Origin of the sequence: Nocardiopsis protaetiae (assembly GCF_045446735.1) — a bacterium.
Lineage (GTDB): Bacteria > Actinomycetota > Actinomycetes > Streptosporangiales > Streptosporangiaceae > Nocardiopsis > Nocardiopsis protaetiae.
In genome coordinates this window covers 38561-48897 of sequence record NZ_JBJJBV010000012.1, presented here as the reverse complement: position 1 = coordinate 48897, position 10337 = coordinate 38561, and the positions used below count along the sequence as shown (strand labels likewise).

Genomic DNA, 10337 nt, shown 5'->3' with positions numbered 1-10337 from the left:
CGGCCGGGGTGATCGTGGTGGTCGCGACCCTGGTCGTGGCCATGTTCGCCCTGCGGGTCGTCTCCAGCCTGTTCGAGGAGGAATCGTGACCGGGGTGCTCACCAGGCCGGCGGCCCGCGGACCGGCGCGCCCGCCCGGCGTACAAAGGTCCGGTCGGCGGCGGCGTCCCTTCCGCCCCTGGGTGGCACTGGCCGCCTGGGCCGTGGGGCTGCTGTTCTTCTCGCCCGTGCTGTGGATGTTCCTCACCGGGTTCAAGCAGGAGTCCCAGGCCTCGACCTCCCCGCCCACCTTCTTCTTCGTCCCGACCCTGGACCAGTACGCGGCGGTGATCGGCCGCGGCTTCGTCCCCTACCTGCTCAACTCGCTCCAGGCCTCGGTGCTCTCCACCGTGCTGGCCATCGCCCTGGCGATCCCCGCCGCCTACGCGCTCTCCCTGGCCCGGGTCCCGGGCTGGCGCGACGCGCTGTTCTTCTTCCTGTCCACCAAGCTGCTGCCGCCCGTGGCGGTCATCCTCCCGCTCTACGTCATCGCCCGCGACATCGGCGTGCTCGACGACGTGCGCGCCCTGACCCTGGTCTACACGGCCATGAACATGCCCATCGCGGTGTGGATGATCCGCTCCTTCCTGGCCGAGCTGCCCCGCGAGGTACTGGAGGCGGCACGGGTGGACGGGGCCGGGCGGTGGACCGAGATGTGGCGCATCGTCATCCCGATGATCGCGCCCGGCCTGGCGGCGACCGCCCTGATCTGCTTCATCTTCGCCTGGAACGAGTTCTTCTTCGCGGTGAACCTGACCGCGACACGGGCCTCCACCGTGCCCGTGTTCCTGGTCGGGTTCATCAGTGGCGAAGGCCTGTTCTGGGCCCGCCTGTCGGCCGCCTCCACCATGGCGGCCCTGCCCGTGATCATCGCCGGATGGACCGCCCAGAGGTGGCTGGTCCGCGGCCTGTCCTTGGGAGCCGTGAAGTAATGCGCGCACTGGTCATCAGCGAGCCCGGGAGCTTCGCCGTCGAAGAGGTCGACGACCCGGTCCCCGGTCCCCGGCAGGTCGTGGTCGCCCCCGCCGCCGTGGGCGTGTGCGGGACCGACCTGCACATCCTCGACGGGGAGTTCGCCCCCACCCCCTACCCGATCATCCCCGGGCACGAGTTCGCCGGGACCGTGGTGGCGGTCGGCTCGGAGGTCACCGGGTTCGCCGCGGACGACCGCGTGGCGGTCGACCCCTCCCTGTTCTGCGGTGAGTGCGCCAAGTGCGTCGTGGGCCGGGGCAACCTGTGCGAACGCTGGAACGCGGTCGGGGTCACCCGGACGGGGGCCTGCGCGGAGTACGTCGCCGTGCCCGCCGCGTCCTGCTACCGGGTCCCCGACACCCTGCCCTTCTCCCACGGGGCGCTCATCGAACCCCTCTCCTGCGCCGTGCACGGGTTCGACCTGCTCCCCGGCCGGGTGGGCGAGCACTACCTCGTCTACGGCGCCGGGACCATGGGCCTGCTCATGGCGCAGCTGGCCAGGGCGGCGGGGGCGGGCAGCGTGTCCGTGGTGGACCCCAACACCGACCGGCTGGCGGTCGCCGCCGCGATCGCCGCCGACGCGGTGGGGGCGGTGGCGGACACGCTCGACCGGACGGCCTGGGACGTGGTCATCGACTGCACCGGCGTGGTCAAGGCCGTCGAGGACGGGCTGACCCGGGTGGACCGCGGCGGGACCTTCCAGGTGTTCGGTGTGGCCCCGGCCGAGGCCGCCGCGTCCTTCTCCCCGTTCCGCGTCTACAACGACGAGGTGACCATCGTGGGGAGCATGGCCGTGCTGCACAGCTACGGGCGCGCGGTCGAGCTGATGGGCAAGGGGGTGATCGACGCCGACACGATGGTCACCGACACGTTCGCGCTGGGCGACTACGGCGAGGCCATCGCCGCGTTCCGCGCCGGGCGGGGCCGCAAGCTCCAGATCGACCCCCGCCGCTGACCGGACCGCCCGGCCCTCCCGCGCGCCCTCGCCCGGCCCCGCGGGAGGGCCGGGCCCCCTGTGCCGTTCCCCCGCGGTCAGAGGAGGTAGAGGTAGGCGGTCAGGCACAGGCCCGCGATGGCGATCACCCAGGTGTAGGGCAGGGTGGACAGCATCGAGCGCTCCGGGCGCACCCCCGCGTACTGGGCGCTCCACACGGTCTGCGTGCTGGTCGGGTCGGAGACGCCCAGGACCTGGCCGTAGGAGGCCATCAGCCCCACCACCGCCGGGGCGGGGTAGATGCCCCCGGCCACCAGCACCCCGGCCACGCCCGCGCCGAGCCCGAAGATGTTCATCGGCCCCCGGTACAGCGCCAGCGGCACCAGCAGCGCGAACACCAGCACGAACAGCGCGACGTGCCCCGGGCTGATGGCGACCACGATCGGCGTCAGCGCCTGCACCGCCCCGGGCAGGTTCACCGCGGCCAGCAGCATGCCGATGGCGATGAACAGCACGATGGGCGGCGCCGCCACGTCGAACGCCCGGTAGAGGGTGCGCAGCGCCGTGGTCGTCATCTCCCGCCAGGGCACCGCGGTGACCAGCGCGAACACCACACCGGCCAGCAGTGACGGGACGATGGGGATCTCCAGGCCCAGGGCCAGGACGATCGGCACCAGCGGGGTGACCAGGGCGTACCAGGGCGCGTCCCCGCGGCGCAGCCGCCGCCGGGCGGCCCGCTCGCGGCGCGAGCCCGTCCCGGCGTCCCCGCCGGTCCCGACCCGCACCGCCCAGGTGTGCCTCACGCCCTTGCGGCGCATCTCGACGAGGATGTAGGCCAGCCCGCCGAGCAGCGCGATCGGGAACATGCGCAGCTGGAAGTGCTGGACGGTGGACACCGGCACCCCGATGGCGTCGGACAGGAACTGCCAGTTGATGAGTTCCAGGGGCAGTCCGGCGGCGATGCCGACCAGCACCGTGCCCGCCGCGACCGTGGGCGTCACACCCACGGCGATCATCGCCGGGATGCCCACGACCCCGGCGAGCATCGCCGCCGGGGCCGAGCCGGTGATGCTGCCGCACAGGATCGCCACCAGGAAGATGCCGACCGCCACCAGGGAGGGGCGCTCCCCGCCGAACTCGACGATCTTGCGGACCAGGGTGGACGCGATGCCGGTCTCGGACATGAGCGTGCCCAGCCAGCTGCCCAGCAGGATGGCCACCATGGTCGCGGCCAGGCGCGGCGCGCCCTCCTGGACGACGGTGCCGACCACGCTCTCCTCCTCCCCGGTGAGCGGCGTACCGGCGATGAGGGCGATGGCGACGGCGAGCAGGACGAGGGCGAAGGCGGTGGGCAGGCGGCGCGTCAGCATCAGGCCGACGCCCACCGCCATGGCGAGAAGGATTCCCAGGGCGGTCACGGGCGGTCTCCGAGGGGTGTGCCGGGGTCCGGTCCGCCGGGACCGGCCCCCTGGTGTTCGAGGGTCGCGGCCAGGGCCGCGGTGAGGGCGAGCGGGCTGCGGCGCAGGCCGCAGCGGGCGTGGGCGTAGGCGTGGGCGGCGATCTCGTCGGCCCCGGCCACGTGGCCGCGCAGGCGCAGGGGTCCCAGGCGCAGGAGGTCGTGGCCGAGCCGGTCGCGCAGGGCGCGGGCGCGGCCGCCGTGCAGCATCCGGTGGGCCTCCTCGTGGGCCAGCGCGGCCCGGCGGACGGCCGCGGGGGTGAAGTCGCTCCCCCAGCCCGCGGCGCGGGCCACCCGGTGGGCGTGGGCGAGGGCGTCGGCGTAGACGACGATGCGGTCGCCCGAGGGGCGGTGCAGGTACTCGGCGAGCAGCACCTCTCCGGGGGCCAGCCCGCCGGTGGGCTCCTCCACGACCTCCGTCCGGGCGGTGTCCGCGGCCGGGGCCTCCCGCGCGAGTTCGCGGCCGAAGGCGAGGGCGCGGGCGGCCCACTCGCGCAGCCGTCCGGGATCGCGGTCCTCGTGCAGCGGGATCAGGGACAGCAGGCCGACGGCGAGGTCGACCTCGTCGGCGGCGCCGATGCGGGCGTACTCCCCGTGCGGCGCGCCGGGGCCACCGAGGCCGCCGGAACCGCCGGGGGTCGGCGGGCCGTTCACCGCCGCCGCTCCATGATCGCGACGACCTGCTCGTCGGGGGCCCGGCGGGCGATCTCGGTCCCGGCCAGGGCCAGCAGGTGTCCGGCGTCCATGACCCCCGACAAGTCGGCGATCTTGGGGCCGAGCAGCAGCCAGACGGCGGGCGGGACGGCGCCGCCGTCGCCGTAGGAGGTGCGCTCCTCCACCAGGTCCTTGAGACGACCCTCGGCCTGCCCGGCGACCAGGGTGTCGACCTCGGCGTCGCCGTTGTGCAGGCGCACCACGCCCTCGTTGTCGACGACGCGGATGTGGCGGCGTTCGCGGGACAGCCGGCCGAACGGCCCCGGGGGCCTGCGGACCAGGCCGAGCACCCGGTAGCGCCCGGTGGCGGCGTACTCGGTGAGGTCGGCGGCGCCGGCCCCGAGGCTGTCGGCCGCGGCGGCGCGGGCCTGTGTCTCGGCGACGGCGGCGGTGCGGTCCCTGGTGCGCAGCTCGGTGGCGCCGGTGGCCACGGCGGTGACCAGGTTGCGCCGCGGGTCGACGGTGACGTCGACCTCCACCCCGTCGGGGTCGGCGCCCTGGGCGACCACGGCCTCCTCGGCCTGGGCGCGCACCGCCAGGACGTCGGCGTGGGTGGCCCCGGGGATGATGCGCTCCACGGACTCGCGGACCAGGGCCAGGGCGACGCCCAGCGGGCTGATCACCTCGCTGTGGGCGGCGATGCGGGCGCCGAGCCCCATGCGCTCGCCCAGGTGCGGGGTGACGGTGGCGGCGCCTCCCCCGCCGCCGACCAGGGCGGCCACCGCCCGGTCCAGGCCGTAGTCGCCGATCAGCGCCTCCACCACGGCCTCGACCTTCTCGACCGCCCTGTCCAGCACCGCCCGGGCGGCCCCGTCCACGTCGGTGCCCAGGGCGCGGGCCAGCGGTTCCAGGGCGGCGCGGGCGGCCCGGGGGTCGGACCGGGCGTAGTCGCCCTCGGGCACCCGGCCCAGGGCGTTGGCCGCGCAGGTGACGGTGAGGGCGAAGCGGCGGGTGCCGTTGTCCAGGACGGCGTGGTCGGCGGCGTCGGACCCCAGCGGGGCGACCCGGACCAGCCGGGCGCCGTCGAGTTCGGCGGGGTCGGCGAAGCAGGCGTAGGGCAGCCCGGCGATGTGCGCGCTGCGCGGGCCCACGTCGGACAGGGCCGCCGCGCCGTCGCCCCCACCGCCGCCCAGGCGGACGATCGAGCCGCCGCCGATGCCGACGGTGCGCACGTCCAGGGCCGACAGGTAGGTCTCCCTGCCGCCCAGCTCGGCGTGTTTGATCTGGACGCGGCCGCGGCGGATGACGCTGATGTCGGTGGAGGTGCCGCCGGTCTCCAGGAAGACGCCCTCGCTGACCTTCTCCCCCATCAGGGCGCCCGCGACCCCGGCGGCGGGCCCGGACAACACGGTGAGCAGGGGCCGGTTGCGCATCTCCCCCAGGGACATCACGCCGCCGTCGCAGCGCATCACCATGAGCGGGGCGGTGATCCCGGCCTTGAGGATGCTGCTCTCGACCAGGTCGGCGGTCTGGAGCATGCGCGGCATGACCCCGGCGTTGAGCGCGGCGGTGCGGGCGCGCTTGGTGAGGCCGTAGAGGCGGGTGATCTCGTGGGTGGCGGTGGCGGGCACCCCGCGGGCGGCCGCCGCCTCCAGGACCGCCCGCTCGCCCTCGGCGTCGTCGACGCTGAAGGGTTCGGCGGCGACGATGACGTCGGCTCCCGCGGACACCACGGAGTCGACGGCGGCCAGGGCGGACCCCGGGTCGTCGGGGCGGCGCAGGGCCGCGTAGCGGACGGGCAGCCGGTGCCCGGAGTCCAGGCGCAGCCGGCCCAGCGAGCGCAGCCGCCCGACGGCGAAGGCGTCGTAGCCGCTGCCGACGCCGACGATGCCGATGGTGGCGACGTCGCCCTCCAGCAGGGCGTTGGTGGCCTGGGTGGTGCCGTGGGCGAGGAAGCCGACGTCGTCGGCGTCCACGCCGACCTCCGCCAGCAGGCGCTCCAGGGCGGTCATGATGCCGTGGGCGACCCCGTCCTCGTGGTCGTGGCTGGTGGGCACCTTGACCTGGCCCAGGAGTTCGAAGGTCGTGGCGCTGACCGCCACCGCGTCGGTGAAGGTGCCGCCGACGTCGATGCCGACGCGGACGGGGTCGCGTGCCGACCTCGTGGCCGGGTCGCTCATGGTGGTCCCCTTTCGTGGTTGGGGCGGGGGGATGGAGGGGAGGGTCAGTAGCCGCGGACGTCGGGCCAACCGCGTTCCACGCCGGTGCGGTCCAGCAGGGCGGTGAAGCGCTCCAGGAGTTCGTCCTTGGCGTGCACCGCGTGCGGGGTGGTGCCGTGGTCCAGGGCGAAGGCGGCCAGCCGCCCGGCGGCCTCGCCGATGTTCCACTCGACGGGGTGCAGGCGGAAGCAGCCGTTGGTGATGTGCGTGGTGCCGATGTTCTTGGCGGCGGGCAGCAGGTTGGTCTCCTGCCGGGGCAGCAGCGCCCCCAGCGGGATCTCGAAGGGCACGCTGGCGATGTCGATGTAGTTGTCGCCGCCGGTGGAGGGGTGCAGGTCGATCCGGTAGCTGCCGATGCCCACCGAGTCGTGGCGGCGCAGGATGCCGTGCGGGCCGCGGACGTCCAGGGACACGTCGTGCTCGGTGACCGTGGTGACCGCCTTGATCCGCCGGGACTCGCGCACGTAGGCGGCCTTGGCCAGGCCGAGTTCGGCGCCGGTGACGTCGGGGCGGGGCCGCAGTCCGGGAAAGCCGGTGCCGCCGTCGGCGCGCGGGGCCTCGGTCTGGAGCCAGTACAGGACCGACAGGGACAGCTGGCGGGCCTCCTCGTGGGCCCGGCGGACGGTGGCGGCGTCCACCAGCCCCTCGATCTCCAGGGCCGGGGTGAGCCAGTAGTCGTTGAGCGGCCAGTTGGCGAGGGTGATGTCGGAGTCGAAGGCGCCGGGCCGGTGCAGCCCGCGGGCGAGGATGCGGCGGAACCCCCACAGCTCCTTGTCCCCGGCGTCGGCGCTCTGGTCGGCGTCGATCGCCAGGGGGTCGGCGGCCGGGTTGGGCACGAAGCCGCGGGAGACGGGTTCCAGGGTGCGCGGGTCCGGGGCCTGGAACCCCAGCAGCGGGCCGGGCCAGAAGTCCGGCCGGTAGGACCGCCAGAAGTCGTACATCCGCGGCCGGTCGATGGTGTGGTCCTCGCCCTCGTGGTGCGAGACCGCGAAGCAGTACGTGATGCCCTGGAGGTTGGCGGGGTCGGCGGTCTCCGGGGCGTGCGGCTCTCCGTGCTCGGAGCGGGCCTCGGCGCCGGTGACGTGGTCGATCCCGGCCAGCGGGAGCAGGTCGCCGTCCTCGGTGGCGTCCAGGACGTAGTCGGCGTGCACGGTGTGTTCGCCGCCCTCGGCGTCGCGCAGGGTCACGGCCAGGACCCGGCCGCCGTCGGTGAGCGCCGCGACCGGCCGGTGGCGTTCCAGGACGGTGATCCGCCCGGCCGAGCGGTGCGGGGCGATCATCTCCTCCAGCACCGCCAGGGCGACGCGCGGCTCGTGGCAGAGCTTGCTCACCCGGCCCGCCCCCGGGTTGAGGGTGCGCGCGGCGGCGGCCTCGGCGCGCAGCGGGTAGACGCGGCGGTAGTGGTCGCGGATGCCCTCGCGCAGGCGGCGGTAGGAGGCGGTGGCGCCGAACTTCTCGATCCAGGGGTTCTCGTCCGGGGGGACGGCCTGGGAGGTGAGCTGCCCGCCGATCCAGTCGGTCGGCTCGGTCAGGACGACCCGGCGGCCGGAGTCGGCGGCGGCCAGGGCGGCGGCGACACCGCCCAGTCCGGCGCCGACGACGAGGATCTCGGTTCTGCTCTCGGTCATACGGGTACTCGGGCGCGGTGCCCCGGGTCGCGGGGCGGCGCCCTTCTCCTTTCGTGCGGCGGGAACGGGGATCACTCCGGGCGCGGGGCGGCGACGGTGCCGCCCCCGACCGGTTCGCAGGGCAGCAGCCGCCGGGTCTCCACGCCCTCCTCGCCCGCGATCAGGCGCAGCAGCAGGCGGACCGCGTCGCGGCCCATCTCGCGCATCGGCACGTCGAACCCGCTGAACACCGCCCCTCCCCCGGGCGCGCGGCCGCGGGCGCCGACCGGCGCCCCGAGCACGGCCAGGGAGAGGTCCCGCGGGCAGCGCAGCCCGGCGCGTTCGATGGCGGCGCCCAACCCGGACAGGGCGGCGCCGGTGTCGGTCTGCTCGACGACGACCGCCGTGACGCCCTCGGCCAGCCAGGCCGCCAGCAGGGCGTCGGGGTCGGCGCCGTCGGTGCGCACCACCAGGTCGGCGGTGCCGGTACCGGCGGCGCGGGCGCCGCGCAGCACGCCCTCCTCCCGGTCCGCCGAGGCCGGGGCCTGGTCGTGTTCGCGCAGGTAGCGGATGTGGCGGTGGCCGGCGGCGGCGAGCCGGGCCATGACCTCGGCCGAGGCCGAGACGTAGTCGGCGCCCACGTAGGGGACGTCCGGTTCGTTGCGGCGGCCGATGTAGACGAACGGGAAGCCGTCCTCCACCAGCCGCCGGATCGGTTCGTCCGGCACGTGGCGGCCGAAGAACAGGCAGCCGTCGGCGACCCGCACCCGCCGCACCGCGGCGGGGTCGTCCGCCCCGGCACCGGCCCGGGAGGAGCCGGTGAACAGGATGAGGTCCTGCCCCTGGGCGGCGGCCTCCTCCTCGACCCCGACCAGGATCGGGTAGTAGGAGTGCGCCACGTCGGTGGGGAAGGTCGTGCTGAACGTGTAGAGGCCGAGCATGGCGTTGGCGGCCGAGGCCAGGCGGGTGGCGACGGGGTCGGGCACGTACCCGAGCCGCTCGGCGGCGTCCAGGACCCGCTGCCGCGTCTCCCGGGCCAGGGACATGCCCACGGTGGTGCCGCGCAGGACGAGGGAGACCGTGGTCTGGGAGACGCCGGCCATCCGCGCGATGTCGGACTGGCGCGGTCGGCGCCGCCCTCTGCCACTCGACGGCTGGCGTGTGTTCTCCACCGGTCACTCCTCTGAGACGGCACCCTAATGCGCATTAGTCCATGACTGTGAGCCGCGTCTCAGAGGTTCGTCAAGGGGTGCGGGGGGATTTCCGTCCGATGACCGTCGAGTTTCGTTAATACGTATTAGAACCTTGACCAGCGCATCGGTGCCGGTCGAGACTCGGTGGCCATCGGTGCACCCCCGCCCCCCGCTCGAAGGGAACCGAGATGTCCGACCCGAACCCCCGAGACCCGCACCCCCCGACACCCGGAATCGACCGCCGGACCGCCCTGCTGGGCACCGGCACGCTGGCCGCCGGGGCCCTGCTCGCCGGGGCCGCCCCGGCGGCGGCCCTCGCCTCCGCCGTCCCTGCCCCCGCACCCGCACCCGCACCCGCCGCGGCGGCGGCGGCGAACGTGCTGCCGACGTACCGGTTCGTGCGCCGGGCGCTCGACACCGCGAACCTGGCCTACAACCCCACCGGGGAGCTGATCTTCCCCTGCCTGCGCGGGACGGTGGGCCGCCTGTCCAACGCCCCCGGCCGCTTCCTGCTCTACTACGCCCCCCACGACGCCCCGGGCGGGATCTGCCTGGCCTACGCGAACAGCCCGGAGGGGCCGTTCACCGAGCACCCGGGCAACCCGATCGTGTCCCGGAACTGGTCGCCGCACTACTCGGTGAGCCACGTGTCCTCGCCGCACGTGCTGTGGAACGCCGAGCACCGCGAGATGTGGCTGTACTTCCACGGCGAGAACACCACCACCCGCCTGGCCCGCTCCCGCAACGGGGTCGACTTCACCTACCAGGGCGTGGTGCTGAACACCGCGATGGTCCCGGGCACCACCGAGGCCTCCTACGCCCGGGTCTTCGACCACCCGCTGCCGAACCGCGGGACGCGCTACGTCATGGTGTTCATGCGCAACGGGACGAACAACCACCGCGACATCGGATGGGGGTGGTCGGCGGACGGCATCACCTTCGACTTCGCCCGCGACCCGCTGGTCCGGCACTCCGACGTGGGCGTGTCCGACCTGTCCGGGCCGCACCTGGTGGTCCGGAACGGGCGCACCCTGGTCGTCTACCACACCGGTGCCGGGGACATCCGGGCGACGGAGGTGGGCGCGGACTTCTCCCGGCGCGACCACCTGGGGGTGGTCCACACGCCGATGGCCGGTCCCCCGGACTCGGGGCGCTCGGCCGCGCCGTCCTACGGGTCCGACGGCGGCGTGCAGTACATGTTCTACGAGGCGGGGCACCGCCTGGGGGCGACCATCGCCATCGCCCGCGCCGACTGACGGCCCAT

The 10337-nt window shown here is 74.7% G+C and carries 8 protein-coding genes; 3 read left to right on the top strand and 5 right to left on the bottom strand.

Going from position 1 to position 10337, the window contains the following annotated elements; genetic code table 11:
* Positions 1-181: 181 nt before the first annotated feature.
* Together ACJOT3_RS03395 and ACJOT3_RS03390 are read left to right on the top strand one after the other, a co-directional pair.
* Positions 182-970, top strand: a complete 789-nt coding sequence (locus ACJOT3_RS03395) for a carbohydrate ABC transporter permease (protein WP_406968633.1) — start codon at positions 182-184, stop codon at positions 968-970.
* Positions 970-1965 (top strand): zinc-dependent alcohol dehydrogenase family protein, encoded by a 996-nt coding sequence (locus tag ACJOT3_RS03390; protein WP_406968631.1) that lies wholly within the window; start codon positions 970-972, stop codon positions 1963-1965. Before ACJOT3_RS03395 ends, ACJOT3_RS03390 begins: the two co-directional genes overlap by 1 nt.
* 77 nt (positions 1966-2042) lie before the next feature.
* On the opposite strand, the gene ACJOT3_RS03385 is transcribed toward ACJOT3_RS03390, so the two are convergent.
* From ACJOT3_RS03385 to ACJOT3_RS03365, 5 genes are all read right to left on the bottom strand, one after another.
* Entirely contained in the window at positions 2043-3362 is a 1320-nt protein-coding gene (locus ACJOT3_RS03385; protein WP_406968629.1) for a transporter, read from the bottom strand.
* Positions 3359-4054, bottom strand: coding sequence for a hypothetical protein (locus ACJOT3_RS03380; RefSeq protein ID WP_406968627.1), 696 nt, complete (start codon positions 4052-4054; stop codon positions 3359-3361). The genes ACJOT3_RS03385 and ACJOT3_RS03380 overlap by 4 nt, the downstream gene beginning before the upstream one ends.
* A complete protein-coding gene (locus tag ACJOT3_RS03375; RefSeq protein ID WP_406968625.1) occupies positions 4051-6234 on the bottom strand; it encodes a hydantoinase/oxoprolinase family protein in 2184 nt (727 codons plus the stop codon). Before ACJOT3_RS03375 ends, ACJOT3_RS03380 begins: the two co-directional genes overlap by 4 nt.
* Before the next feature lie 44 nt (positions 6235-6278).
* Positions 6279-7901, bottom strand: coding sequence for an FAD-dependent oxidoreductase (locus tag ACJOT3_RS03370; protein WP_406968623.1), 1623 nt, complete (start codon positions 7899-7901; stop codon positions 6279-6281).
* Positions 7902-7972: 71 nt separating this feature from the next.
* Positions 7973-9052 (bottom strand): LacI family DNA-binding transcriptional regulator, encoded by a 1080-nt coding sequence (locus ACJOT3_RS03365; protein ID WP_406968621.1) that lies wholly within the window; start codon positions 9050-9052, stop codon positions 7973-7975.
* A 209-nt stretch (positions 9053-9261) separates the two neighbouring features.
* Here ACJOT3_RS03365 and ACJOT3_RS03360 point away from each other — a divergent pair, with 209 nt between their 5' ends.
* A complete protein-coding gene (locus tag ACJOT3_RS03360; RefSeq protein WP_406968619.1) occupies positions 9262-10329 on the top strand; it encodes a glycoside hydrolase family protein in 1068 nt (355 codons plus the stop codon).
* Positions 10330-10337 lie beyond the last annotated feature (8 nt).

What these genes read in the sequence shown, in the direction of transcription:
- ACJOT3_RS03390 (WP_406968631.1), top strand. Translation starts at nt 970, where the DNA reads ATGCGCGCACTGGTCATCAGCGAGCCCGGGAGCTTCGCCGTCGAAGAG.
- ACJOT3_RS03375 (WP_406968625.1), bottom strand. Translation starts at nt 6,234, where the DNA reads ATGAGCGACCCGGCCACGAGGTCGGCACGCGACCCCGTCCGCGTCGGC.
- ACJOT3_RS03370 (WP_406968623.1), bottom strand. Translation starts at nt 7,901, where the DNA reads ATGACCGAGAGCAGAACCGAGATCCTCGTCGTCGGCGCCGGACTGGGC.
- ACJOT3_RS03360 (WP_406968619.1), top strand. Translation starts at nt 9,262, where the DNA reads ATGTCCGACCCGAACCCCCGAGACCCGCACCCCCCGACACCCGGAATC.